This window comes from Streptomyces typhae, from assembly GCF_009755605.1.
GTDB classification, from domain to species: Bacteria; Actinomycetota; Actinomycetes; order Streptomycetales; family Streptomycetaceae; genus Streptomyces; species Streptomyces typhae.
The window spans coordinates 25068-50487 of record NZ_WPNZ01000037.1 but is presented as its reverse complement, the minus strand read 5'-3'; the positions used below and the strand labels follow the sequence as shown (position 1 = coordinate 50487).

18 protein-coding genes and 2 riboswitches are annotated in these 25420 nt (G+C 74.8%); of the genes, 9 read left to right on the top strand and 9 right to left on the bottom strand.

Annotated elements, in window-relative coordinates; translation table 11 throughout:
* Positions 1-90: 90 nt before the first annotated feature.
* From GPA10_RS39860 to GPA10_RS39850, 3 genes are all read left to right on the top strand, one after another.
* Positions 91-1020, top strand: a complete 930-nt coding sequence (locus tag GPA10_RS39860; protein WP_343041848.1) for a LysR family transcriptional regulator — start codon at positions 91-93, stop codon at positions 1018-1020.
* Positions 1021-1362: 342 nt separating this feature from the next.
* Positions 1363-1686, top strand: a complete 324-nt coding sequence (locus tag GPA10_RS39855) for a 2Fe-2S iron-sulfur cluster-binding protein (protein ID WP_058848966.1) — start codon at positions 1363-1365, stop codon at positions 1684-1686.
* Positions 1686-2942 (top strand): NAD(P)/FAD-dependent oxidoreductase, encoded by a 1257-nt coding sequence (locus GPA10_RS39850; protein WP_157169679.1) that lies wholly within the window; start codon positions 1686-1688, stop codon positions 2940-2942. The genes GPA10_RS39855 and GPA10_RS39850 overlap by 1 nt, the downstream gene beginning before the upstream one ends.
* Here the strand turns inward: GPA10_RS39850 and GPA10_RS39845 are convergent.
* A complete protein-coding gene (locus tag GPA10_RS39845) occupies positions 2908-4752 on the bottom strand; it encodes an FAD-dependent monooxygenase (protein WP_246260599.1) in 1845 nt (614 codons plus the stop codon). The two genes, GPA10_RS39850 and GPA10_RS39845, sit on opposite strands and share 35 nt — an antisense overlap.
* A 66-nt stretch (positions 4753-4818) precedes the next feature.
* On the bottom strand, positions 4819-6396 hold the full coding sequence (locus GPA10_RS39840) for a carboxylesterase/lipase family protein (RefSeq protein WP_157169678.1): 1578 nt from the start codon (positions 6394-6396) through the stop codon (positions 4819-4821).
* 240 nt (positions 6397-6636) lie between these two features.
* Between GPA10_RS39840 and GPA10_RS39835 the strand changes: the two genes are divergently transcribed.
* Together GPA10_RS39835 and GPA10_RS39830 are read left to right on the top strand one after the other, a co-directional pair.
* Positions 6637-7809 (top strand): trypsin-like serine peptidase, encoded by a 1173-nt coding sequence (locus GPA10_RS39835; RefSeq protein ID WP_343041847.1) that lies wholly within the window; start codon positions 6637-6639, stop codon positions 7807-7809.
* 95 nt (positions 7810-7904) lie between these two features.
* A riboswitch (ZMP/ZTP riboswitch) is annotated at positions 7905-7991 on the top strand.
* A gap of 91 nt (positions 7992-8082) precedes the next feature.
* The gene (locus GPA10_RS39830; RefSeq protein ID WP_246260597.1) at positions 8083-8952 is read left to right on the top strand and encodes a bifunctional 5,10-methylenetetrahydrofolate dehydrogenase/5,10-methenyltetrahydrofolate cyclohydrolase; all 870 of its coding nucleotides are present in this window, start codon (positions 8083-8085) and stop codon (positions 8950-8952) included.
* A gap of 16 nt (positions 8953-8968) precedes the next feature.
* Here the strand turns inward: GPA10_RS39830 and GPA10_RS39825 are convergent, their stop codons facing one another.
* The 6 genes from GPA10_RS39825 to cobN form a co-directional block, all read right to left on the bottom strand.
* Positions 8969-9622, bottom strand: a complete 654-nt coding sequence (locus GPA10_RS39825) for a DUF5825 family protein (RefSeq protein WP_157169676.1) — start codon at positions 9620-9622, stop codon at positions 8969-8971.
* 50 nt (positions 9623-9672) lie between these two features.
* Positions 9673-11604 (bottom strand): RiPP maturation radical SAM C-methyltransferase, encoded by a 1932-nt coding sequence (locus GPA10_RS39820; protein ID WP_157169675.1) that lies wholly within the window; start codon positions 11602-11604, stop codon positions 9673-9675.
* A 145-nt stretch (positions 11605-11749) separates the two neighbouring features.
* On the bottom strand, positions 11750-11878 hold the full coding sequence (locus tag GPA10_RS43555) for a hypothetical protein (protein WP_263972716.1): 129 nt from the start codon (positions 11876-11878) through the stop codon (positions 11750-11752).
* A gap of 22 nt (positions 11879-11900) precedes the next feature.
* Positions 11901-13928, bottom strand: a complete 2028-nt coding sequence (locus GPA10_RS39815; RefSeq protein WP_246260595.1) for an alpha/beta hydrolase family protein — start codon at positions 13926-13928, stop codon at positions 11901-11903.
* Positions 13925-15181 carry an MFS transporter gene (locus tag GPA10_RS39810; RefSeq protein ID WP_343041846.1) on the bottom strand — a complete coding sequence of 419 codons (1257 nt, stop codon included), beginning with the start codon at positions 15179-15181 and terminating at the stop codon, positions 13925-13927. Before GPA10_RS39810 ends, GPA10_RS39815 begins: the two co-directional genes overlap by 4 nt.
* Positions 15182-15581: 400 nt before the next feature.
* Positions 15582-19208, bottom strand: a complete 3627-nt coding sequence (cobN, locus tag GPA10_RS39805) for a cobaltochelatase subunit CobN (RefSeq protein WP_157169674.1) — start codon at positions 19206-19208, stop codon at positions 15582-15584.
* A 30-nt stretch (positions 19209-19238) separates the two neighbouring features.
* Positions 19239-19384: riboswitch (cobalamin riboswitch) on the bottom strand.
* A gap of 68 nt (positions 19385-19452) precedes the next feature.
* On the opposite strand from cobN, the gene GPA10_RS39800 reads away from it, so the two are divergent.
* The 3 genes from GPA10_RS39800 to GPA10_RS39790 are packed head-to-tail and all read left to right on the top strand — an operon-like array spanning position 19453 to position 23332.
* On the top strand, positions 19453-21219 hold the full coding sequence (locus GPA10_RS39800) for a cobalamin biosynthesis protein CobG (RefSeq protein ID WP_343041845.1): 1767 nt from the start codon (positions 19453-19455) through the stop codon (positions 21217-21219).
* A complete protein-coding gene (locus tag GPA10_RS39795) occupies positions 21216-21848 on the top strand; it encodes a precorrin-8X methylmutase (protein ID WP_343041844.1) in 633 nt (210 codons plus the stop codon). Before GPA10_RS39800 ends, GPA10_RS39795 begins: the two co-directional genes overlap by 4 nt.
* The gene (locus tag GPA10_RS39790; RefSeq protein WP_157169673.1) at positions 21845-23332 is read left to right on the top strand and encodes a precorrin-2 C(20)-methyltransferase; all 1488 of its coding nucleotides are present in this window, start codon (positions 21845-21847) and stop codon (positions 23330-23332) included. The genes GPA10_RS39795 and GPA10_RS39790 overlap by 4 nt, the downstream gene beginning before the upstream one ends.
* 46 nt (positions 23333-23378) lie before the next feature.
* Here the strand turns inward: GPA10_RS39790 and GPA10_RS39785 are convergent, their stop codons facing one another.
* Entirely contained in the window at positions 23379-24152 is a 774-nt protein-coding gene (locus GPA10_RS39785) for a cobalt-precorrin-6A reductase (protein ID WP_343041843.1), read from the bottom strand.
* A 32-nt stretch (positions 24153-24184) separates the two neighbouring features.
* Between GPA10_RS39785 and GPA10_RS39780 the strand changes: the two genes are divergently transcribed.
* Positions 24185-25306, top strand: coding sequence for a cobalt-precorrin-5B (C(1))-methyltransferase (locus tag GPA10_RS39780; protein ID WP_157169672.1), 1122 nt, complete (start codon positions 24185-24187; stop codon positions 25304-25306).
* Positions 25307-25420 lie beyond the last annotated feature (114 nt).

Here is a 25420-nt window from a genome sequence, read left to right as displayed (position 1 = left end):
CGCCGACGACCGTAGGGAGAATCGCTTATGCGTTCCAAGACCGGTTTCGCTATGCCACCATGACGGTGAAGGCATAAGGAGAGGTGGGCCGTGGATCTTCTGCAGTTGCGCTACTTCCAGACCGTCGCCCGGTACGAGCACATCAGCAGGGCCGCGGAGGAACTGCGCGTCGCCCAGCCCTCGCTCAGCCGCACCATCGCGCGCCTGGAGGCCGAGCTCGGCTCCCCGCTGTTCGACCGGCAGGGCCGCCGCATCCGGCTCAACCCGTACGGGGCGATCTTCCTGCGCCACGTCGACCGCGCCCTGAGCGAGCTGGACGACGGCCGCAGGGCGCTGCGCGACGCCCGCGACACCGGGCTCGGCCGGGTGAGCGTCGCCTCCGAGACTCTGCTGACGATCACTCATCTCCTCGGCAGCTTCCGGGCCGCCCACCCCCGCGCCGACGTGCGGCTCTTCCAGTCGACTGCGAAGGAGATGGACCGCCGGCTGCGGGCCCGCGAGGTCGACTTCTGCGTGGCGTCGCAGCCCCTGACCGGCAGCGGCCTGACGGCCGTCGAGCTGGCCCGCGAGGAGGTCCTGCTCGCGGTCCCGCGGGGGCACTGGCTCGACGGGCGGGAGAAGGTGACGGTCCCCGAGATCGCCGACGAGCCGTTCGTCACCACCCGCCAGGGCCACTGGCAACGGGCCCTGCTCGACCGTCTTTTCGCGGCCGAGGGCCTCACGCCGCGGCTCTCCTGCGAGGGCGACGAGCCGGGCGCCAGCCAGGACATGATCAGCGCGGGCCTCGGCATCGGCCTCATTCCGGCGATGTCCCGCCGCGTCGGCACGGACGTCTCGGTCCCCGTCGCCTGGGTGCACATGGACGCGCCGGGCTGCCACCGGGTCCTGTCACTGGTGTCGAACCGGGACGCCTATCTCTCCGAAGCGGCCCTCAAATTCCGGGAGTTCTGCACCAGCAGGCCCTTCATGACCCACCGCCTGCCGGACCCGCGACGCGGCCGCGCCCGCCGCGACTCCTGACCCGGCCCGCGCCGACGCCCCTGGCCGGACGCGGAACTCCTCTGCTACAGTCCGCCGCACCGCCTGCCTCTGGGGTCCCGGACTTCGCGTGTCCCCCGAGCCCTCGGCCGACGGCGAGCCGTCAGGGGTGTCGCGTCCCCCACCGGCAACGATCACTCTCACCTCCGCCGGAGCCCCCTGCTCTTCCAGAGTGCGCTGCTCTTGCGAGGTCCGCTGCTCACCCGAAGTCCGCTGCTTTCCCAGAGTCCTCTGTTCTTCCACAATCCCCCGTTCTTCCAGAGTCCGGCGTCCGTGCCGCGGCGCGCTCCCGCGCGCGGCCCGACGCCGTCGAGGAGTTCCGTCATGCCCGACATCACGTACATCACCGTCGACGGCACCGCGCGTGTGATCGACGTCCCGGTCGGGACGAGCGTCATGCGCGGCGCCGTCCTCAACGACGTCCCCGGGATCGTCGCCCAGTGCGGCGGCAACGCCCAGTGCGCCACCTGCCACGTCTATGTGGACGAGGCGACCCGCGACAAGCCGGAGCCGGTGCGCCCCGACGAGGACGACATGCTCGGCTTCACCGCCTGCCCCCGCACGGAGGGCAGCCGGCTGAGCTGCCGCCTGAAGGTGACCGAAGCCCTGGACGGCCTCGTCGTCCGCCTCCCGGAACGGCAGTACTGATGGCGGGCGGCGCACACCCCGACTCCGTGGTCGTCGTCGGGGCGGGACAGGGCGGGCAGCAGACCGCGGTGTCCCTGCGTGAGCACGGCTACCAGGGCCGCGTCACTCTCATCAGCGGCGAGGACGCACTGCCCTACGAGCGTCCGCCGCTGTCCAAGGCCTACCTCAAGGACGGCGCGTACCTGCGCGGCGACAGCCAGCTGTGGCTGCGGCCCGCCACGTACTACGTGAACCAGTCGATCGACCTGGTCGCGGGGACCGTGACGGAGATCGACCGGGCGGCGCGGAGGGTCCGCCTCGCCGACGGGTCCTCGTACGCGTACGGCCATCTCGTCCTGGCCACCGGCTCCCGGGCGCGCACGCTCGGCGTCCCGGGGGCGGGCCTGCGCGGAGTGCACACGTTGCGCACCGCGCGGGACGCCGCCGCGCTGGGGGCGGCCCTTGCCGCCGCCCGCCGCGCTGTGGTGCTCGGAGCCGGGTTCATCGGGCTCGAATTCGCCTCCGTGGCACGGGAGTCGGGCCGCGAGGTGACCGTCGTGGAGTCACGGCCGCGCCCCCTCGCCCGCGTCGTGACGGCGCGGACGGGGGCACACTTCACGCGGGCGCACCGCGCGGCGGGCACCCGCCTGCTGTTCGGCCAGGGGGTGGCGGCACTGCACGGCGACCGGCGCGGGCAGGTGGTGGCGGTGGAGACGGCGGACGGCCGGCGGCTGCCCGCCGACCTCGTCCTCGTCGGGGTCGGTGCCGTCCCGCACACGGAGCTAGCCGCCGCGGCCGGACTGCCGGTGGACGACGGCGTCACCGTCGACGCGCGGCTCCTGACCGCCGATCCGCACATCTCGGCCGTCGGCGACTGCGCGTCGTTCCCGGGACCGCGCACCGGGAACAGGCTGCGGCTCGCATCGGTGCAGAACGCCGTCGGCCACGCCCGCCTCGTCGCCGGGCGGCTGACCGGGAACTCCCGCCCGTACGACGAACTGCCCTGGTTCTGGAGCCGGCAGTTCGCCACGACCCTGCAGATCGCCGGGCTCGACGAGGGACACGACCGGGAGGTGGTGCTGGACGGCGGCCCCGACGCGTTCTCGGTGCTCCTCTTCCAGGGGGAGGAACTGCGGGCCGTGGAGTCCGTGAACCGGCCCGGCGATCACCTCGCGGCGCGCCGCCTCCTCCACCGGCCCGTGCCGCTGCGCCCGGCCGAGGCGAGCGCGCCGGGCTTCACCCTCAAGGGGCACCTCCTGGCGGCGTCGAACGGGTGAGCGCGGCGAGGGCCGCGCGGAGTTCGGTGCCGCCCGGCCGCGGCAGGTCGTGCCAGCGGGCGCCGATGTGACCGTCCGGCCGGACGAGCAGCGCCCCGCGCGGACCGAGACCCCAGCGGGCGGCGTGCTCCGCGGGGAGCGGCTCGACGCGCACCGGCCACGGCCCGGCGGCGAGCCGCTCCCCGCGGTCCGGTCCCGGGGTGAGCAGCGTGAACCACTCACCGCAGGCGTCGAGCGTGGAGCGGCCTGGCGGGGCGCCGCCGGGCCCGGTCGCGCCGGACCCAGTCGTGCCAGGTCCGGTCGCGTCGGACCCGGTCGTGCCAGATCCGGTCGCGTCGGACCCGGTGCCGTCTGGCCCCGGGCCTTCCGGCGTGAGCCAGAGGTGCGGCAGGCGGTGGCCGGGTTCGGCCGTGGGGACGTAGTCCGTGGCGCCGTCGGACGGCGTGTCCGCGGCGCCGTACGCGACGCCGAGTACGAGACCGAGCTGCGCGAAGTACCGTTCGGACCACGGCAGTTCGACCGGGGCCGACAGCCGGTCCGTCGCTGCCGCCACCGGCGTCGGCTCCGCGCCGGACCGGAGCTGGGCGCGGCGCCGGTGCTGCACGTTCAGCATCAGCTGGGTGTTCTCCACGGCCCGGCGCAGGGTCCGGTGGGCGACGGGCAGGCGTTCCTCGGCGTAGGTGTCGAGGAGGTGCGGGCCCGCCCAGCCGTGCAGGACGCCCGCCAGTTTCCAGCACAGGTTGTGCACGTCGGCCAGGCCGGTGTTCATGCCGAGGCCGCCGGTGATCGGGACGGCGTGCGCGGCGTCGCCCGTCAGCAGGATCCGGCCGTGGTGCAGGCGTTCGGCGACGAACGCGTTCATCACCCAGTGCTGCACCCGGACCACGTCGACCGGCACGTCGTCGCCGGGGCCGAGGGCCCGCGCGACCGCGGCGGGCCAGTCGGTGCCCGCCGGGTCGTCGGGGGTGAGGCCGAACCAGATCCAGCCCCCTTCGGGGTGGACCGGGGCGAACGAGCCGTGGGCGGTGAAGTAGACGCCCGCGGGCCGGTCCGCGCACCAGCGGTCCAGGTCCGCGTCGAAGACGACGGTGGTGAAGCTGCCCATCGCGCCGGGGCCCGCGGTGCCGATGCCGAGCAGCTGCCGGACCGTGGAGTGCGCGCCGTCCGCGGCGACGACGTACCGGGCCCGCACCCGCGTCTCCTTTCCGCTCCCCCGGTCCGCGAGCGTGGCCACCACGCCGTCGCCACCGGGGTCCTCGCTGAGGCCGACGAGTTCGAGGCCGAAGCGCACGGGGGCGTCCGCCGCGGCGAGCAGGACGGGCTCCAGGCGGTCCTGCGAGGTGACCACACCGCGTGCGGGGCTCTCGGGCACCCGCGCGTCGATCCCCACCATCGCGGCGGTCGCGAACTCGGGGCCGCGCAGGGTGTCGCGGAAGCGGATGCGGCCGTACTCCGGCGCGAACGCCTCGGCGGTGACGCGGTCGGCCAGCCCGAGCCCGCGGAGGATCTCCATCGACCGCACATTGACGAGCCGGGACCGGGGGAACGGCGACAGGCCCCGGCGCTTCTCCACGAGCAGCGCCCGCACGCCCCACCGCTCGAGGAGCACCCGGGCGGCGAGCCCGACCGGCCCGCCCCCGACGATCAGCACCGCCACCTCACCACCGGCCGCGAAGCCTCCGCCCGGCTCGCCGCCGGCCGCGAGCCCCCCGCCCGGCTCACCACCGGCCGCCGGGCCACCACCACCGCTCCCTTGCCCGTGCCCGTGAGCGCCGCCCGCAAGTCCGCCGTCCCCCGCAGGAACCGTCATGCCTGCAACCTTCCGCACCCGGTGTCCGGCCGCAACGCCTCCGTGCCGGGGTGCACCTGAACGCGCTCAGGGCCGTCCGGCCGTCCGCCGGTGCTCCGGGCCCGGGGCCGGGGCCGGTTCCAGGGCGGCGAACTCGTGTCCCGCCCAGATCAGCCGGGACACCTCCTCCGGGTAGGGCGCGGTGTGCGGTGTCGCGTCGAAGACGCGGGTCAGGCGGTCCGGTGCGCGATACGGGGCCCAGCCCGGGTCGCCGGTCGCGGCGAAGGCCGTCCACGCCTCGCCCATCCGCGCCGACAGGGCGGCGGCCGCGGGCGGCGGCTCGTCGCCGAGGAGCAGGGCCGCGAACTCGCTGCGCAGCGCGCCGAGGACGAGCGGCACGTCGAGTCCGTGGCAGGCGCCCGCCGCGCCGCCCAGACCGGGGGCCTCCCAGGCGAGTTCGTACGTGTACGCGGTGCCGCCACCCTCGGTGTGCGCCTCGGCCAGGTGGAGGCTGGGCATGCGGAACAGCCAGTCCGAGAGCACCAGGTCGCCGAGGGCCGTGGGGTCGCCCCCGGCGGGACCCGCGCGGTAGGCGGCCCGTCCGGCGGCGTCCGGCGCGAACCACTCCAGGGTGGCCGCCGCCTCCTGCGCGGTCACCCGGCCGACGCGGCCCGCGAGCACGGTGAACAGGCGCGTCTCGTCCCGGGTGTGGCCACAGAGCAGCTCCACACCGGCGCCACGCCCCGCCCGCAGCGCCTCCCAGGGCGTGCAGGGCAGCACGTCGCCGTCGACCACGGGGGCGAAGGGCATGCGGGCCCGCGCGGCCCGGCCCCAGCGCGGCTCGTACCGGGCCATGGCGCCCACCACCTTGTCGGCCGCGTCCCTGAGCGCGCCCGGTGTCGCCGCCGCCACGTCGGCGAGGGTGGGCGCGACACCCAGTTCCGCGGCGACCTCGGACCCGATGTCCGCGGCCAGGCCGGCGCCGTAGAAGGGGCCCGGCACGCTCTGCGTCACCGCCCGGCGGAAGAGCCCGGCCGCACGGTCCATGGCGAGCAGCGCGGCGATCGCGCCCGCCCCCGCCGACTCCCCGAAGACGGTCACCAGGTCGGGCTCGCCCCCGAAGGCGGCGATGTTCTCGCGCACCCAGTGCAGCGCGGCGACCTGGTCGAGCAGCGCGCGGTTGGGCACCGCGCCCTCGAACTGCGCGTAGCCCTCCGCCCCCACCCGGTGGTTGAACGTGACGACGACCGTGCCGCGGCGGGCGAGTTCCGTGCCGTCGTAGGTCGTGCCGTCGGAGGTGCCGACCAGATAGACACCGCCGTGGACCCACACCAGGACGGGCATTCCCGACCCGCCCGGGTCGGGTGTCCACACGTTCACGGTCAGCCAGTCCCCCGACCCGGTGGCGAGGTTGTCGGGGCCCGCGGCCAGGCCGAGCGCGCGGGACTGCGGCGGGCTCTCGCCGAAGGCGTCGGCCCGCCGGGTCCCCTCCCAGGGCGGCGCGGGCTCCGGCGGCGCGAGGCGCAGCGCGCCGACGGGCGGCCGCGCGAACGGGATGCCCCGGAAGACGGCCACCTCGCTCTCCCACTGCCCTTGCACCGTGCCGCCCACTGCACGGACGACGGGCGGCCGCTGCGCACCGGAAGCAGAACCAGAACCTGGCATGTCAAGTGCCCCTTCTGTGGCGGGAGTTCAGGATATGGGCGCACCAGCCCGGCCCGCACACCGATTCCGCGGGCGCATCACCCTTCCCCCGTGATCACCCCTCCCCCGAGCCCCCATGCGTCTCTGACCGACACACGTCTCCCATTTTGTCATGTACAGACCTACGCTGAGAGCGCTCTGCGTGCCCGTCGGGCACCACGGCACCCGCGGTACGACTCGCCCCCCACCGAGGAGACACCTGTGTTCAAGCGCCTGTTCATGGCCGCCGCCCTCGCGGCCGCCGCCACCCTGGTCCCCGCCGCGCCGACGTCGGCGGGCGGCGCGGCGCCGCCACGCGCCGAGGCCTCGCCGGTCCCGGCCGTCGGCGAGGAGAGAGCGGTCGACGTCACGCTCGGGAGCGCCGGTGACCAAACACGGCACGAGATCCGGCACCCCGGAGCGGCCTACGTCAAGGTCCACCTCGCCCGCCTCTCGCTCGCGCCCGGCGACCGCCTGACGGTGGCCGACCCGGCCGGACGCGAGGTACACACCTACCGCGCCGACCCCACGCGCGGGCCCGCCCCGCGCGGCGACGCGAGCTTCACCCGGCACGGCGGCACCGGCTTCGCCGCGATGTCCGTGGACGGCGACACCGCCGTGGTCACCCTGCACACCCGCAAGGGGCGGGATTCGGCCGCGACGATCGACCGGTACTGGCGCGGCTACACCCAGAAGGAGATCGACGTCAAGAACCCGCGGAGCGTGTGCGGCGCCGACGCGCGCCGTGACGCCGTCTGTTACAAGAGCAGCCATCCGGCGCAGTACGCCGCGTCGCGCGGCGTGGCCCGGATGCTCAAGAACGGCGCCGGCTGGTGCACGGCCTGGCGCGTGGGCCGCGGCAACCACATGATGTCGAACAACCACTGCGTGAAGAACCAGGCCGAACTCGACACCATCGAGGTGCAGTTCGACTACGACTGCGCGACCTGCGGCGGCAACGACCCACGCCCCGGCACCAAGGTCGGCGCGAACGCCCTGCTGCGCACCTCGCCCGCCCTGGACTTCACGCTGTTCAACGTCGACAACTTCGACCGCGTCACACAGTTCGGCACCCTGTTCCTGGAGACCCGGGCGCCGATCGCGGGCGAGTCGACCTACATAGCGGGCCACGGCGACACCAAGCCCAAGCGCATATCGATCTACGAGGAGCGTGACGGCGGCGCCCTCTGCGGCGTGCGCAACGCGCAGCTCGGCACCGAGGACGTCGGATACAACTGCGACACCTCGGGCGGCAACTCCGGGTCCCCGGTCCTCGCCACCTCCTCGCACAAGGTGATCGCCCTGCACTGGGGCGGCTCCTGCCCGAACAACATCGGCACCCGCATGGACAAGATCTACCCGCAGGTCCAGGACCTGATCGACAACCGCCCCTAGGCACCTGAGCGCCTGAGCACGCGGACCCGCGGACACCCGGGCACGCACGGCCCGCGCACCCCGAGCCGCCCGCCGCGGCGGCTCGACTACAGTGGTGCGCGGGCCGTGACTGGCGCTTGGGTGGAGGACCACCGGGGAGCGGCCTGACACAGATGTCGATGCCGTGCGCCTGGGCGACTGGTTCACTCACGCCCGGAGGCGGCCATGTCCCCCCTTCCCACGGTCACGTCAAGCACCCTTTCGGCTTCCCCCCCGACCGGTCGGGCCCGGCTCATGGACGGCGCCGCCCTCGCCCGGCGCGTCGTCGAGGAGACCGCGGCCCGCGCCGCCGAGCTCACCCGCCGCACGGGCGCGGCGCCCTGTCTCGCGACCGTACTCGTCGGCGAGGACCCCGCCTCGGTCACCTACGTCCGCATGAAGCAGAACCGCTGCACGAAGGCCGGTATCGCCTCGCGGCACCTCGCGCTGCCCGCGGCGACCACGACGCGGGAGCTCGTCGACACGCTGCGCGCCCTCTCCGAGGACCCCACCGTGCACGGCATCCTGCTCCAGCACCCGGTCGGTGACCACATCGACGAGCGGGCCGCCTTCGAGGCCATCGCGCCGGAGAAGGACGTCGACGGCGTGACGCTCAGCTCCTTCGCCGCGATGAGCTTCGGACGGCCCGGCTTCGTGTCGTGCACGCCCGGCGGCATCATGCGGCTGCTCGACGCCCACGACGTGGACCTCGCGGGGAAGAACGCCGTCGTGGTGGGCCGCAGCGCGATCCTCGGCAAGCCCGTCGGGATGCTGCTGCTCGCCCGCGACGCCACGGTGACGTACTGCCACTCCCGCACCGCGGACCTGTCGGCGCACCTGCGCGAGGCCGACGTCGTCGTCGCCGCCGTCGGCAGGCCGCGCCTGATCCGCGGCGCCGACATCAAGCCCGGCGCGGTGGTCGTCGACGCCGGATACAACGCGGGCAACGTCGGCGACGTCGACTTCGACGGCGCACGCGAGCGGGCCTCCCTGATCACGCCGGTCCCCGGTGGTGTGGGACCGATGACGATCGCGGTGCTCCTCGCGCAGACGGTGGACGCGGCCGAGCGGCAGCTCGGACCCGGGCCGCGCGCCCGGACCGCGGTCCCTCCCTCTCCCAGGTGACCTCTCAGGCGGCCTCTCAGATGGCGATCGACTGCTGGAGCCAGCGGCTCACGCGGTACGGAAGCCACCAGGAGTGCTCCCCCACGTCAAGGACGAGCTGCTCGCCGCGGAAGTCGTCGAGGGCGGCCTTCGGGACGTCGGCGGCGGGGGCGCCGTAGTCGAGCAGGTCGACGGCCGTCGCGTACTCGGGCTCGTCGGCGGTGAAGCGGCGCAGCTCGCCCCAGCGGCGGTCGCGGATCTGGAGGAAGCCAGGACCCTTGCGCCACAGGCATTTGCACAGGTAGTGACCGCGCCGCCAGGAGCGGAGCGACTCCTCGGCGCTGTCGGGGCCGAGCAGCGCGGCGGGCGGCTGGAGGTGGCTGAGCACCCGCCAGGTCTCCCCCGCGTCCGGGGCGAGCCGCAGCTCCCACTCGACCATGACGGCCCGCGCGGTCAGGTCCCGTACGAGGCTGAGCCGGTGCAGGACCGTGGCCGGGTCGGCGGTGTCGGTGAGGTCGACGGGCGCGGGCAGGCGCACCCGGCGTGCGCCCAGCTCCCACAGGCGCGCTGCCTCGCCCCGGGCGGGGCCGGGCAGCGGCACCTCGCCCAGGAACATGCCGGGCAGCTCACACGCGGCGGGGTCGTAGTCACGCCACGCAAGGAGCGTCGGCGTGGCGAGAGTGGCGGTCATCGGACTCCTCGGGTTCCTGGTTCCTGGTTCCTGGTTCCTGGCGGGGCGGGTCAGGCCGGCTCGGGGACGGCCGCGTTCTCCGTGGGCGCGGCGGCGTCGGTCTCCGCGTGGATGTGCCGCATGAAGTCGAGGCGGAGCAGGTCCTCGTTGACGGCGGCCGGGGCGATGTGGACGTACTGTCCGGCGTCCGCGAAGACGATGCCGAGGGCGAGCCAGGAGTCGAGGAGTTCCTGCACCTGCTCCTCGCCGCGGGCGGCGCCGGGCACGCGCGCTGCGGCCTTGCGGGTGAGGGCCTGGGTGCTGTGCGGCTGGTCCAGGAGGCGGAAGACGGCCAGTTCGAAGGGGTCGGTCAGCTCCATCGCGCGCCAGTCGAAGGTGCGCCTGCGGCTGACGAGGACGATGCGGTCGCCGTGGTCGTCGTGGGTGAGGCGGGCGTCCGTGTGATGCTTCTTCCAGTCGGCGAGGGCCGCGTTGAGGGCACCCACCGTGGGCTCGCCGATGCCGCGGGCGGGCGCCTCGAAGACGTACGCCATGGCGTACAGCTCTTCCTCGGGCAGGTCGTAGGTGAAGCGGTAGTGGGCCTCGGGGCGCAGGCCGGTGAAGCCGAGTTCGGGACGCTCGAAGTAGGGGCTGAAGCGTTCGATGGCGATACGGGCGGACAGGTCGACGGGCGGGTCGAGGTGTTCGAGGGCGGGGATCTGGGCGATGACCGGGTCGTAGTCCTCGGTGCTCTCGCCGGGGAAGCCGTGCAGATAGTTCCAGGCGACGGAGAGGCCGGTCTCGGCGCCGTCGCGCAGCATCCGGATGTTCTGGCAGCCGCTGACGCCCTTGTCCATCAGGTCGAGGACCCGGCTGTTGAGGCTCTCGATACCGGGCTGTACGTAGATCAGTCCGGCGTCGGCGAGGGTGCGCAGCTGGCTGCGCTTCATGTTGGCCTTGATCTCGATGTGCAGGCGCAGGTCGTAGCCGCTGTCGATGATGCGGGGCAGCACGGTCGTCAGGTAGCGCATGTCGAGGATGTTGTCGACGACGTACATGTCGAGGACCCGGTGGCGGCGGGCCAGGTCCATGATCTCTTCGTAGAAGGTGTCGGGGCTCTTGGAACGGAACTCCATGAACGAGCCGTTGAGCCCGCAGAAGGTGCAGTGGTGCTTCTCGCCCCACCAGCAGCCGCGGGCGCCCTCGACGACCAGCTTGGGCTCGACCCAGTTGCGGGCCACCGACGCGGCGAGGCGCTCGAAGTAGCCGCTGTAGTCGGGCGGCAGGATCGCGGCGGGCGGCAGCGGCCGGGTGGCCATCGCGTTGGCGACGCTCTTCCCGGCCGCGTCGCGGTGGCACAGGCCGGGGATGTCGTCGAGCGGGGTCTGCTCGGTGAGCGCGGTGAGCAGGGCGGGGAAGGCCGCCTCGCCCTCACCGCGTACGACGTGGTCGACGAAGGCGAAGTTGCGGTGCACGGCGGCGCCCTGTTCGCCGTCGCAGTTGGCGCCGCCCATGACGGTCACGATGTGCGGGGCGAGTTCCTTGACCCGGCGGGCGGCGGCGAGTGCGGCGGTGTTCTGCTGGAAGGTGGAGGTGAAGCCGACGACGTCGGGCCCGTCCGCGACGATCTGCCGGGCGATCATCTCCACGAACTCGGGGACGGTGCGGTGCAGCGCGCGCGTCATCTTCATCCGCGCGGCCTTCAGCTTGCCGGTCATGGTGGCGGTGAACTCGTCGTCGCGCCAGGCCGGGTCGTCGTAGAGGGCGGAGGAGAAGACCCAGTCGCCGCATCCCATGAAGTACGAGGAGAGCGCGTAGTACTCGTAGTCGTCGCCCGTGAATTCGGTGCGCTCGGTGATCCAGTCGGTGAACATGAGGTTGGCGTGCAGGACCTCGGCACTGGCGCCGGGGACACGCTCGTCCACGCTCCGTTTGAGGATGCCCAGGGCCAGCGACGGCAGGTCGATGGGCGACCAGGGCATGTTGACCAGCAGTACGCGCATGGGCGCTCTCCTCCTGTGGTGAGGGCCGAGTGAGGGGGCCCGACGTGCGGGCCGGGTGGGGGGCCGGACGGTGCGGGCCGAAGGGCGACAGCCGGTACTGAGGGCCGGCCGGACCCGGGGCGCCCCGGGTCCGGCCGGTTCGGGATCAGTCCTCGACGCTCTCTTCGCCGTCCTCGGCGTTGCGGAACGGGACGGTGACCGTGATGCCGACGCTCGGCTTCCGGTTCGTCTCGTCCTCCGCGAGCGGGTCGTTGTGGATGACGTCCTTCTGCATGGGTGTCTCCTCTCGGTTGGTGTCACTGCGTGACGGTGTGGTGCGTCGACCCCTCTCCGCGGGGAGCGGGGCGTCTGGGTGGGGTGGTGCGGGCGGTGCGGCGCAGCTCCCGGTCGAGGAAGAGCACGGCGCGGCGCAGCACGGCCACGTGGTCGCCGCCCTCGTAGCCGTCGTGCCCGGAGTCGAGCCACAGGGACTCGTGCCGGGCACCGCTCGCGTCGAGGGCGGCGAGGTAGGAACGGACCTGGTCGGCGGGGCACTTGGTGTCGTGCGTCGCGGCGACGACCAGGAGCGGGTCCCGTACGCGGTCGGCGTACCGGATCGGGGAGCTGTGGGCGTAGCGGGCGGGCACCTGCTCGGGGGTGCCGCCGAACAGGCGCTCGTCCAGGGCCCGCAGGGCGGGGGTGGCCGAGGCGTGGGCGGCGGCGTAGTCGGCGACCGGCTTCACCGCGACCCCCGCCCGCCACAGGCCCGGCCGGGTGCCGAGGGCGAGCAGGACGAGGTAGCCACCCCAGGAGGTGCCCCACAGGCCGGTCGCGTCGGGGCGGATCAGGCCCCGCCCGGTGAGGTCGGCGTGCACGGCGGCGAGGTCGGCGACCTGGGTGTGCCCGACGCCGTCGCCGAAGGCGCGCTGCCAGCGGGGGCCGTAGCCGGTGGAGCCGCGGTAGTTGACCCGGGCCACGGCGAAGCCGGAGGCGACCAGGGAGTGCACGGTGCCGTCGTAGGCGTCCCGGTCGTGGTCGGCGGGGCCGCCGTGCACCAGGAACACGGCGGGGTGCGGGCCGCGGCCGTCCTCGGGGACGCTGAGCAGGGTGTGCACGGCGCCGTCGGGCCCGGGGGTGCGGATGTCGCGCAGGGCGCCGGGGACCCGTCCTTCGACGGTGCCGAGTGGCGGCAGCGGAGTGCCCGCGGTGGAGGTCATGCGCGGCGGGTGCGTCGTGTCGGTCCAGAGGGTGTGCAGGTCGCCGCCGGGGTGCGGGGCCGCGTCGAGGAGGGTGCCGGGCCGGGTGGGGACGGGGTCGAGGGTGCGGCTCGCGAGGTGGGCGCGGTGCAGCAGGGAGCGGCCGTGGCGGTCCTGGCGGATCAGCGCGGAGCGTCCGTCGGGGTACCAGCGGGCGGTGATCTGGGTGTCGAAGGCGCACCAGTCGTGGGTGGTGGTGCCGGTGCCGGGGCTCCAGGTGGCGAGCAGATAGCGGTCCCCGCGCTCCCGGACGAGGAGCAGCGTGGGATCCGGCCCCGCGGGCGCGAACCCGAGGGCCCACAGCCTGCCGTGCGGCCCGTCGCCGGGCAGCACCGCGACCGTGGCCCCGGCGGTGGTCAGGACGGTGACGGCGCGCGGCGATCCCGCGGCCCGGGTGAGCGCCAGCAGGTCGCCCCCGGGGCCGAGTCCGGCGAGGGCGGCGGGCCCGTCGACGCGCGTCACCTCACGGCCGGGGCCACCGGGAGCGCCGACGCGGAAGGTGGTGCTGCCGTCGGCCAGGCCGATGCCCAGGGCGACGAGGGGGCTGTCGGCACGGACGCCGTCGGGGCGGGCGGCACCGGCGCAGGCACCGTCGACGCAGGCGTCACCGGCAGGGAGACCGTCCGTGCGCGAGCCGTTGGTGCGGGCAGCGCCCGTGCGCAGGTCACCCGTGAGGGCATCGCCGGTACCGGCGTGACCGATGCGCGCCTCGCCGACGCGGACGCCGCCGGTACGGGCCTCGCCCGCGCGGGAACCACCGGTGCGGGCGGTCGTCACGGCGAGCCCCCGCGCGGTTCCCTCGGGAACATCGGTGAGGCCGGCGCGGTCGGGGCCGCCCTCGAAGGGCTGGAAGCGCCAGTGGCCGACGCCGCGGGCGTCCTCGGCGAACCACCAGACGCGGGCGTCTCCGTCGATCGCGCCGTGCAGGGTGCCGCCCGGCCGGTCGGTGACGCGGCGGGCGCGGCGGGTGGCGGCGTCCCAGGTGAAGACCTCGCAGCGGCCGTCGGCGTCGGAGGTGAAGACCATCCGGTGCGGCTGTGCGGCGCACACCTCGGGCAGCGCGGCCCGGTAGACCTGGAAGCGGCTCATGCGGCGGCCTCCACGAGGGCGGCCCGCCGGGTGGTGTGCGCGGCGAGCAGGACGAGCAGGGCGGCGCACCCGAGTGCGGGCGCGGCGGTGTCCACCCGGTCGGCGAACACACCGGCGAGCACCGGGGCGAGCGCCGCGGTCCCGCCGGAGGCCGTCGCGAGGACCGCGCCGACCCGCGCCTGCACCTCGGTCTCGGTCACGAGGAGCACCCGTGCCTGGAGGACCACCGCGGGCAGCGGCACGAGCAGGCAGATCGCGCCGAGCAGCACTCCGTACGTCCAGGGCCCGGTGGCGGTGGCGAGCACCGCGGTGAGCGGGACGAGCAGCCAGGTCACGGCGGTGAGGAGGCGGGCGGCGCCCACCCGGGTCGCGACCCGGGGCGCGGCGAGCGAACCGGCGAGCCCGGCGCCGCCGGAGATCGCGAGGACGGCGCCGAGGGACAGCGCCCCCGCGCCGGAGCGCTCCAGGGCGAAGACGGCCGCGTAGTAGAGGGCGACGGCCACGCCGTTGACGAGCGCGATCCACACCAGGACGAGCCGGAGCAGCGGCCGGCTCCGCACCAGCCGCAGACCCGCCGCGGCCTCGCGGAGCAGACCGTCCCCGGAGGGCTCCGCCGGGGCCTTCAGCTCGGCGCGCATGCAGCGTACGCAGACGGCGGCGACGGCGTACGAGACGGCGTCGGCCACGAAGGGCAGCGCGCGGGAGAGTTGGTAGGCGGCGCCGCCGAGGGCCGGGCCGAGGATGAGCGCGCCCTGGTCGGCGGCGGCGAGCCGGGCGACCGCGCGGGGCTGGTCGTCGGGCGGGCAGATCAGGGCGACGGTGCCGCGCGACGCCGCTTCGTGGCAGGCGGTGGCGAACCGTTCGACCAGGACCGCGGCGAGGAGGTGCGGGAGCGTGAGGTGCCCGAGGGCGAGCAGCAGGGCGACGGAGCCGATGGCGAGGGCGGAGACCGCGGCGGACCAGAACATGATCGTCTTGCGGGCGCCGCGGTCGGCGGGGACCGCGGCGAGCGGCCCGAGCACGATCCCGGCGGCCAGCGAGAGCCCGGCCACGAGCCCCGCGGTCTGCGCGGAGTGCCCGAGGGACAGCAGCAGCAGCGGCAGGACGATGCCGGAGGCCTGGGTGCCGAGCGCGTCGGCGGCGTTGGCCCACCAGAAGAGGCGGAAGTCACGGGGAGAGGTGCTCCGGGGCGGCTGGGGCCGCGATAATTCGCCGTCGCGGTCCGGTGTGTCCGCCTGCGCCTGTGGCTCCACGCAACCCCCTCACAAACATGAAGCACCTGTGCAGACCTGTGCAGGAAGTGAAACGAGCGGGATCGTAGCCACGCCGTTGAGCGCGCTACAAGGCACCGGAATCGCTGTCCGAAAAGCGCGCTGGAGCGCGGCGCGGCGCGGATGGCAAAACGGAAGCCAAAGGGAGGAAAGAATTCCGCCAGCCGCCCTGGGACTGCTGAGGTTTGTGGGACAGATGTGAAACGAGTGGCGCTGCATGGAGCATGACAAGACATCAGGGCGACATGACATGGGGGCACGCGCCCCTGGCCGCCCCGGGGTCCCGGGGCGGCTGGGGGAACGATGAAAGTGACGGCAGGATGGCTGGTTCCCGCTCCCCGGACGTGGCGTTGTCCGGGGAGCGGAACGGGAGACGGGAGGCTCAGTCCTCGCCCTCGAGGTCGCCCTCGGTCTCCAGATAGGCCTGCCGCAGCGCTTCGAGGACCGCGGGGTCGGGCTTGGCCCACAGGCCGCGGGACTCGGCTTCGAGGAGGCGCTCGGCGATCCCGTGCAGCGCCCAGGGGTTGGCCTGCTGGAGGAACTCCCGGTTCTCCGGGTCCAGGACGTAGGTCTCGGTGAGCTTGTCGTACATCCAGTCGGCGATCACGCCGGTGGTGGCGTCGTAGCCGAAGAGGTAGTCGACGGTCGCGGCGAGTTCGAAGGCGCCCTTGTACCCGTGGCGGCGCATCGCCTCGATCCACTTGGGGTTGACGACCCGGGCCCGGAAGACCCGCGAGGTCTCCTCGACGAGGGTGCGGGTGCGGACCGTCTCGGGCCGCGTGGAGTCGCCGATGTACGCCTCGGGGGCGGTGCCGCGCAGAGCCCGGACCGTGGCGACCATGCCGCCGTGGTACTGGAAGTAGTCGTCGGAGTCGGCGATGTCGTGCTCGCGGGTGTCGGTGTTCTTCGCCGCGACTGCGATGCGCTTGTACGCCGTCTCCATCTCCGCGCGCGCCGGCCTGCCCTCCAGTTCGCGGCCGTAGGCGTAGCCGCCCCACACCGTGTAGACCTCGGCGAGGTCGGCGTCGGTGCGCCAGTCGCGGGAGTCGATGAGCTGGAGCAGGCCCGCGCCGTACGTGCCGGGGCGGGAGCCGAAGATGCGGGTGGTGGCGCGGCGTTCGTCGCCGTGCTCGGCGATGTCGGCCTGCACATGCGCCCGCACGTGGTTGGCCGCGGCCGGCTCGTCGAGGTCGGCCGCCATCCGCACCGCGTCGTCGAGCAACCCGATGACGTGCGGGAAGGCGTCGCGGAAGAAGCCCGAGATGCGCAGCGTGACGTCGATGCGGGGGCGGCCGAGCTCCTCGTACGGAATGGGTTCGAGGCCGGTCACGCGGCGGGAGGCGTCGTCCCAGACGGGGCGGACGCCGAGCAGCGCGAGGGCCTCGGCCACGTCGTCGCCCGCCGTGCGCATGGCGCTGGTGCCCCACAGGGACAGGCCGACGGACGTGGGCCAGCTGCCGTTGTCGGAGCGGTAGCGCTCCAGGAGCGAGTCCGCGAGGGCCTGGCCGGTCTCCCAGGCCAGGCGCGAGGGCACGGCCTTGGGGTCGACGGAGTAGAAGTTGCGGCCGGTCGGCAGGACGTTGACCAGGCCGCGCAGCGGCGAGCCCGAGGGGCCCGCGGGCACGAAGCCGCCGTTCAGGGCGTGCACGGCGTGGTGGAGTTCCAGGGTGGTCGCGGACAGGCGCGGGACGACCTCGCGGGCGGCGAACTCCAGGATGGCGGTGACCTGTTCGCCGTGGGTGTCGGGCGCGGAGTCCGGGTCCCAGCCGAGCTCCTCCATCCGCTCGACCAGGGCGCGGGCCTCGGCCTCCGCCTCGTCGGCGGTGGTGCGGGTGGCCGCCGACTCGTCGAGGCCGAGGGCCTCGCGCAGTCCGGGCAGGGCGGTGGTGCCGCCCCAGATCTGGCGGGCGCGGAGGATGGCGAGGACGAGGTTGACGCGGTCAGCGCCCGCCGGCGGGTTGCCGAGTACGTGCAGGCCGTCGCGGATCTGGGCGTCCTTTACCTCGCACAGCCAGCCGTCGACGTGCAGCAGGAAGTCGTCGAAGCCGTCGTCGTCGGGCCGGTCGTCCATGCCGAGGTCGTGGTCCAGCTTGGCGGCCTGGATGAGGGTCCAGATCTGCGCCCGGATCGCGGGCAGCTTCGCCGGGTCCATGGAGGAGATCTGCGCGTACTCGTCCAGGAGCTGCTCCAGGCGCGCGATGTCGCCGTAGGAGTCGGCGCGGGCCATCGGCGGGACCAGGTGGTCGATGAGCGTGGCGTGCACCCGGCGCTTGGCCTGGGTGCCCTCGCCCGGGTCGTTGACCAGGAACGGGTAGATCAGCGGCAGATCACCGAGCGCGGCGTCCGGACCGCAGGCCGCGGACAGACCCGCGTTCTTGCCGGGCAGCCACTCCAGGTTGCCGTGCTTGCCCAGGTGGATCATCGCGTCGGCGCCGAAGCCGCCGTCCTCGGCGGACGCGGCGATCCAGCGGTAGGCGGCCAGGTAGTGGTGCGAGGGCGGCAGGTCCGGGTCGTGGTAGATCGCGATCGGGTTCTCGCCGAAGCCGCGCGGCGGCTGGATGAGGATCAGCAGATTCTTGAAGCGCAGCGCGGCGAGGACGATGTCGCCCTCCGGGTTGGCGCTGCGGTCCACGAACATCTCGCCGGGCGCGGGACCCCAGTGCTCCTCCACGGAGGTGCGCAGTTCCTCGGGCAGGGTCGCGTACCAGCGGCGGTAGTCGGCCGCCGGGATGCGCACCGGGTTGCGGGCGAGCTGCTCCTCGGTGAGCCAGTCCTGGTCGTGGCCGCCCGCATCGATCAGCGCGCGGATCAGCTCGTCGCCGTCGCCGGAGACCAGGCCGGGGATCTCGGTGTCCCCGAAGTCGTAGCCCTCCTCGCGCAGGCGGCGCAGCAGGGCCACGGCGCTCGCGGGGGTGTCGAGGCCGACCGCGTTGCCGATGCGGGAGTGCTTGGTCGGGTACGCGGACAGGACGAGCGCGAGGCGCTTGTCGGCGGCCGGTATGTGGCGGAGCCGGGCGTGCCGTACGGCGATCCCGGCGACGCGGGCGGCGCGCTCGGGGTCGGCGACGTACGCGGGCAGGCCGTCGGCGTCGATCTCCTTGAAGGAGAACGGGACGGTGATCAGGCGCCCGTCGAACTCGGGCACCGCGATCTGGCTCGCGGCGTCGAGCGGCGAGACGCCCTCGTCGTTCTCCTCCCAGGCGGAACGCGACCCGGTGAGGCACAGCGCCTGGAGGATGGGCACGTCGAGCGCGGTGAGCGCGCCCGCGTCCCAGGACTCGTCGTCGCCGCCCGCGGACGCCTCGGCGGGCTTGGTGCCGCCCGCCGCGAGGACCGTGGTGACGATCGCGTCGACGGTCCGCAGCTGCTCGATCAGCTCGGGCTCCGGGGCGCGCAGCGAGGCCACGTACAGCGGCAGCGGCCTGGCGCCCGCGTCCTCGACGGCCTCGCACAGCACGTCGACGAAGGCGGTGTTGCCGCTCATGTGGTGGGCGCGGTAGTAGAGCACGGCCACGACCGGGCCCTCGACGCCGGCGCGGGGCGTGCGCTCCAGGGGGCCCCAGCTCGGCGCCGCGGCGGGCGCGTCGAAGCCGTGGCCGGTGAGCAGCACGGTGTCGGAGAGGAAGCGGGCGAGCTGCTCCAGGTTCGCGGGGCCGCCGTGCGCGAGGTAGGCGTGGGCTTCCGCGGCGATGCCGACGGGCACCGTGGACGCGGCCATCAGCTGCGCGTCGGGGGCCTGTTCGCCGGTGAGGACGACGACCGGGCGGCCGTCGGAGAGGAGCTGGTCGAGGCCGTCCTGCCAGGCGCGGATGCCGCCGAGGAGGCGTACGACGACGAGGTCGACGCCGTCGAGCAGGCCCGGCAGGGCTTCGAGGTCGAGGCGCGCCGGGTTGGCGAAGCGGAAGCGGACCGGGCCTGCCGCCGCACGGGCGCTGAGCAGGTCCGTGTCGGAGGTCGACAGGAGCAGGATGCGGGGGGACGGGGCGGCGTCCCCGGATGCGGGCAGCATGCGGCGTCTGGCCTTCCTCGGGGTCCGCGCCCCGGGCGGTGTCTGACGGCGGGAGTTCCTGACTCGTCCGACCCCGGAGGGCCGGACTCACAGTGGCGGGACCGCGCCGGATTCACACCGGGCTTCCTCCCCTGTCGCCGTCATGGCGGTGGCGGACCGAATTGATCCACCGAGGAGCATAGTAGGCCGTGACCGGGCACCTGGAGAAGGTGCACCCGGTGTGGTCATAGGTATGCTCGCCGCCGTGACCCCGGCTCCCCTTCCCTCATCGTCCCAGGCCACAGCGGCCGCACGGGACCGCGGTGACGCCTGTCCCGGCTCGCTGCGGCTGCATGAGGCGCACGACGGCGCGCTCGCCAGGGTCCGTGTTCCCGGCGGTGTCCTGACCGTCCGGCAGGCGGAGGCGCTCCTGGGCGCGGCCCGGCGGCTCGGCGACGGTGAGGTGCATCTCACGTCGCGTGGCAACGTCCAGCTGCGGGGGCTGCGCGACGCCTGCGGCGCGGAGCTCGCCGCGGCGCTCGGCGCCGCCGGTCTGCTGCCGTCCGCCGCGCACGAGCGGGTGCGCAACATCGTGGCCTCCCCGCTGTCCGGGCTCGACGGGCACGGCCTGCGGGACGTGCGGCCCTGGCTGACGGCCCTCGACGCGGCGCTGTGCGCCAGCGAGGCGGCGCCCGCCCTCTCGGGCCGGTTCCTGTTCGCGCTCGACGACGGCCGCGGGGACGTCGCCGGGCTCGACGCGGACGTGACGCTGCGCGCGCTCGCGGACGGCGGCGCGCTCCTGAGCCTCGGCTCGGACAGCACCGCGCTACGGGTGCCCGCCGCCGACGCGCCCCGCGCCGCGCTGGCAGCGGCCGAGGTGTTCCTCACCGCCACGCGGTCCTGCGGCACCAAGGCCTGGCGGGTGGACGAACTCCCGCTTGCCGAGGGCACGTTGCTGCGGCTGCTCGGTGAGCGGTTGACGGGCGAGGGCATCGTCCACGGCGAACGCGGGCGGGCCCTGGGGCCGGTGGCCGCGGGGGGTGGCGCGTCGGCCGGGGACGGCGCGTCGGCCGACGACAGCCCGGCGCCAGGCGACGGCGCGGCGCCCGGCGACAGCCCGACGCGCGACAGCAGCCCAGCGCCCGACAGCAGTCCGGCGGTCGACGACGGTGCGGCACCCGACGACGGCGCGGCACGCGGCAACAGCCCAGCTCCCGACGGCCGCCCCGCGCCCGGCAGCAGTCCGGCGCCCGACAGCAGTCCGGCACCCGACGACAGCACGGCGCCCGACGGCCGCCCCGCGCCCGGCAGCAGCGCGGCACCCGGCGACGGTGACGACAGCCCGACGCCCGACGGCAGCCCAGCGCCCGCTGGCAGCGCGGCACCCGGCAGCAGTCCGGCGCCCAACCGCACCCCGGCACCCGGCGACGGCGCGCCGCCCGACGACAGCACGGCGCCCGGCGGCCGCCCCGTGCCCGGCGTCGTCGGGGACTTCGCCGCCCTGTCCGTGCACGTTCCGCTCGGTCGTCTCTCCGCGTCGCAGTGGCGGGAGTTGACCCGTGCCGCCGCCCACTCCCCCGCCGGCGAGCTGCGGTTGACGCCGTGGCGCGGTGTGGTCGTGCCCATGCCGGACCGGGACGCGGGCCGGGTCGACGAGGCGCGGGCGCGGCTCTCGGCCGTCGGTCTCGTCACGGAGCCCGACTCTCCCTGGCTGCGCGTCGGCGCCTGCATCGGCCGGCCCGGATGCGCCAAGTCCCGTACGGACGTACGCGCGGACGCGGCCCGGACCCGCGCCGAGATCCCCTCCGACAGCCTGCCCCTGTACTGGTCCGGGTGCGAACGGCGCTGCGGGCACCCCCGGGGCGACCACGTCGACGTGGTCGCCGCGGACGGCGGCGGCTACCGCCTCTCGGTGGCCGCCGCCGGGGAACGAACCCCGCGCACCGTCGACCTCGACGACCCCTCCCGACTCGCCACCGCCCTGGCGGCGATCCCCTCACGACGACCGAGAGCAGCGAGAAGAACACCGTGACGACCTACGACTACGAGAAGGACGGCGCGGCCATATACCGCCAGTCCTTCGCCACCATCCGCGCGGAGGCGGATCTCGCGGCCCTCCCCGCCGACGTCAGCCAGGTCGCGGTCCGGATGATCCACGCCTGCGGGATGGTCGACCTCGTACAGGACCTCGGGTACAGCCCGGACGTGGTGGCGCGGGCCCGCGCCGCCCTGCGCGCCGGGGCGCCGATCTTCTGCGACGTGCAGATGGTCGCAAGCGGCGTGACCCGCAAGCGGCTGCCCGCCGGCAACGACGTGCTGTGCACCCTGTCCGACCCGGCCGTGCCGGACCTCGCGGCGAAGCTGGGCACCACCCGCAGCGCCGCCGCGATGGAGCTGTGGCGCGACCGTCTCGAAGGCTCCGTGGTCGCCGTCGGCAACGCGCCCACCGCGCTCTTCCGCCTCCTGGAGATGGTCAGGGACGGCGCGCCCCGGCCCGCCGCCGTCATCGGTGTGCCGGTCGGCTTCATCGGCGCGGCGGAGTCCAAGGACGCCCTGGCGGCGCAGTCCCTGGGTCTGGAACATCTGGTCGTGCGGGGCCGTCGCGGCGGCAGCGCCATCGCCGCCGCCGCACTGAACGCGATTGCGAGCGAGGAAGAATGAGCGCCAAGCTGTACGGGGTGGGGCTCGGCCCCGGCGACCCGTCCCTGATGACCGTGCGCGCCGTCGAGGTCATCGCGGAGGCGGAGGTGATCGCGTACCACAGCGCCCGGCACGGCCGGTCCATCGCCCGCTCGATCGCGGCGCGCCACATCCGCGCCGACCACATCGAGGAACGCCTCGTCTATCCGGTCACGACGGAGACCACCGACCATCCGGGCGGCTACCGGGGCGCCATGGAGGAGTTCTACGCCGAGGCGGCGGCGCGGCTCGCCGCGCACCTCGACGCGGGGCGCACCGTCGCGGTCCTCGCGGAGGGCGACCCGCTCTTCTACGGCTCGTACATGCACATGCACAAGCGGCTCACCGGCCGCTACGACACCGAGGTGATCCCCGGTGTGACCTCGGTGTCGGCCGCCGCGGCCCGCCTCGGCACCCCGCTCGTCGAGGCCGAGGAGGTCCTGACGATCCTGCCGGGGACCCTGCCCGAGGACGAGCTGACCGCGCGGCTCGCCGCGACGGACGCCGCGGTGGTCATGAAGCTGGGGCGTACGTTCCCCAAGGTGCGGCGGGCCCTTGCGGGTGCTGGGCGCCTGGACGAGGCGCGGTACGTCGAACGGGCCACGATGGACGGGGAGCGCACCGCACGCCTCGCGGACGTCGCCGAGGACGAGGTGCCGTACTTCTCGGTGGCCGTGCTGCCCAGCCGGATCGGCGCGCGGCCGCCGGCGCGGGAGCGCGGTGAGGTCGTCGTGGTCGGGACCGGGCCCGCCGGGCCGCTGTGGCTGACGCCCGAGACGCGCGGGGCCCTGGCCGCCGCCGACGACCTGGTCGGCTACACCACGTACCTGGACCGGGTGCCGGTCCGTCCCGGTCAGGAGCGGCACGGCTCGGACAACCGGGTGGAGTCCGAGCGCGCCGAGTTCGCCCTGGACCTGGCGCGGCGCGGGCGGCGGGTCGCGGTCGTCTCCGGCGGCGACCCCGGGGTCTTCGCCATGGCGACCGCCGTGCTCGAAGTCGCCGCGCAGCCGCGGTACACCGATGTGCCGGTGCGGGTGCTGCCCGGGGTGACCGCCGCCAACGCGGCCGCCGCCCGCGCGGGCGCGCCCCTCGGCCACGACTACGCCACGATCTCCCTGTCCGACCGGCTCAAGCCCTGGGAGGTCATAGCGGAGCGGCTGCGCGCGGCCGCCGCCGCGGACCTGGTCCTCGCCCTGTACAACCCCGGCTCCCGCAGCCGCACCTGGCAGGTGGGCAAGGCCCGCGAACTCCTCCTCGAACACCGCGCCCCGGACACCCCGGTGGTGCTCGCCCGCGACGTCGGCGGCTCCGGCGAGCGGGTGCGGATCGTCCGGCTCGCCGACCTGGACCCGGCCGAGGTCGACATGCGCACCGTCCTGCTGGTCGGCTCCTCCCAGACGCGGGCCGTGCGGCGCGGGGACGGCGAGGAGATCGTCTGGACGCCGCGCCGCTATCCGGAGGCGTGAGGCGTCCGGTGCCCGGGGACCGGGGGCGCCGGGCGGGTGGCCGTTCTCAGAACGTCCCGCGCGGCGCGTTCCCCGTGAGGTGCGCGACGATCCGGCGGGCCGCCGTCTCCGGGTCCGGTGCCACCGGCACGCCGTCGGGCACCGGGGGTCTGCGCACCACGACCACGGGGAGCCCGGCCTCGCGGGCGGCCGTCAGCTTCGGTGCGGTCGCCGCTCCGCCGCTGTCCTTCGTCACGACGACGTCGATCGCGTGGTCGCGGAGCAGCGCGCGCTCCCCTTCGAGGGTGAACGGGCCCCGGTCGAGGAGGACTTCCCCGCGTGCCGGGTACGGGGGCTCCGGTGCGTCCACCGAGCGCATCAGGAACCACAGCTCGTCGAGGTCCGCGAACGCGGCGAGGCCCATGCGGCCGGTCGTCAGGAACACCCTGCGGCCGAGCGCGGGCAGCAGCGCGGCGGCCCCGGCGAGCGAGTCCGCCTCGTGCCACACGTCGCCCTCGACCGGGTCCCAGCCGGGCCTGCGCAGCGCGAGGAGGGGGACGCGGGCGGCGGCAGCGGCCCGTGCCGCGTGGAAGCTCATCGTCTGCGCGAACGGGTGCGTGGCGTCGACGAGCAGGTCGACGCGGTGCGCGCGCAGCCAGTCGGCGAGCCCGTCGGCGCCGCCGAAACCGCCGACGCGCACCTGCCCCACGGGCAGCCGGGGGCTCGCGACCCGGCCCGCGAGGGAACTGGTCACTTCGAGACCCGGCAGGCCGGGCAGTCCGTGCAGCCGCTCGGCCAGGTGCCGGGCCTCCGTCGTTCCGCCGAGAATCAGTACCTGCACGAGAGTCCGGATCCGTTCATGGGTGACAAGACATGAGTGACAAGACAGTACGCGGCGGCCGCGGCGCCCAGCTGGAGCACACCGGTCTGCGGCCGGGCTGGACGACGGGTGCCTGCGCGACGGCGGCCGCCACCGCCGCGTACACCGCCCTTCTGAGCGGTGACTTCCCCGACCCGGTGACCATCACGCTGCCCAAGGGGCAGACACCGGCGTTCGCCCTCGCGACCGAGGAACTGACCGGGGCGTACGCGATGGCGGGGGTGGTGAAGGACGCCGGCGACGACCCCGACGTGACGCACGGCGCGCTGGTCCGGGCCACGGTGCGGCGGCTGCCGCCGGGGGCCGGGGTGGTCTTCCGCGCGGGTCCTGGCGTCGGTACCGTGACCCGTCCCGGCCTGCCCCTGCCCGTCGGCGAACCGGCGGTCAACCCGGTGCCCCGGCAGATGATGCGCGACCACGTCGCCGCCGTCGCCGCGCTCCACGGCGTCGGCGCGGACGCCGAGGTCACCCTCGCCGTCGACGACGGCGAGGAGATCGCCCGGTCCACGTGGAACCCGCGGCTCGGCATCCTCGGCGGTCTGTCCGTGCTCGGCACCACCGGCATCGTGGTGCCGTACTCCTGCTCGGCGTGGATCGACTCCATCCGGCGGGGCGTGGACGTGGCGCGCGCGGCCGGGCGCACCCATGTCGCCGGGTGCACGGGGTCGACGTCGGAGCGGACGGTCGTCGCCGAGCACCGGCTGCCCGAGGACGCGCTCCTGGACATGGGCGACTTCGCGGGCGCGGTCCTGAAGTACGTCCGCCGCCACCCCGTGGACCGCCTGACGATCTGTGGCGGCTTCGCCAAGCTGTCCAAGCTCGCGGCCGGGCACCTCGATCTGCACTCCGCGCGCTCCCAGGTCGACAAGGGCTTCCTCGCCGCGCTGGCCCGGCGCGGGGGCGCGGACGAGGCGCTCGCGGGCGCCGTGGCGGACGCCAACACGGGCCTCGCCGCGCTCCAGCTCTGCCAGGGCGCCGGGGTTCCGCTCGGCGACCTGGTCGCGGTGGCGGCGCGGGACGAGGCGCTCGCCGTGCTGCGCGGGGCGCCGGTCGCGGTGGACGTCATCTGCGTCGACCGGGCGGGGAGCGTGGTGGGCCGCAGCACGGTGGCCTGAGCGCCAGGCACCCTTCGCGGGTCGCGCGGCGCCGCGGGCCGAGGGGTGCGCCCTCCTGAACCGTCCGGCGCCCGCCCCTGCCGAAGCGCCCGGCGCCGCGTACCGAGCCCCCGG